The following is a 668-nucleotide window of genomic DNA, read 5'->3' as shown; positions in this document are numbered from 1 at the left end:
GCAACAGAACATCTGCGCTTGCGCCAAATGCGTATCCAAACAATGTGCCCAGCGCGAGCATTGGCGCGAAAATACCGCCTGGTGCGCCAGAGCCAAAGCAAAGCAAAGTTGTGACCACGCGACCAATAAACAGCAGCACTAAAATAGAGATCGAGTAGTTACCTGTTGTGACATCGGGAATAAGTGCAATGCCTCCGCCTGTTAATTGAGGTACGTAAAGCAACAGCAGGCCAAATACGCCGCCCAAAATTGAGCCCGTGATCAGGTAACGCTTACGATCGTTTTTATGAATAGCAACAAAGCTGTCTTGCGCCACCGTAATCAGTTTGTTGAAAATCACGCCAAACACGCCAAACAGTGCGCCAAGTAATAGGAACAACCACAATGTTTGAAGCGCTGGGGATTGATATTGTGGCATGGTGATTACGGCGTCTTGACCATTGATGGCGCGGAATACAATGTTCGCCATAATGGCAGAAATGATCACGGCACGAATCGAGATGAGCGAGTAGCGAAACTGAGGTCGCATTTCCTCAACTACGAACATGATCCCCGCAAGCGGTGCATTAAAAGCCGCAGCCAAACCGCCAGCAGCACCAGAAGCGAGTAGGGAATGGCGAGTATCGTCATCTTTAACGCGGAAAATATCGGTCACCATTCGACCGACA

1 protein-coding gene is annotated in these 668 nt (G+C 49.6%); it reads right to left on the bottom strand.

Going from position 1 to position 668, the window contains the following annotated elements; translation table 11 throughout:
• On the bottom strand, positions 1 to 668 hold a 668-nt coding region (locus R7190_RS27930), incomplete at both ends, for a chloride channel protein (RefSeq protein ID WP_318137933.1).

The organism is Vibrio sp. 1078-1, assembly GCF_033340475.1.
The sequence above is the reverse complement of the archived record's forward strand: the minus strand, read 5'-3'. Positions and strand labels throughout refer to the sequence as shown.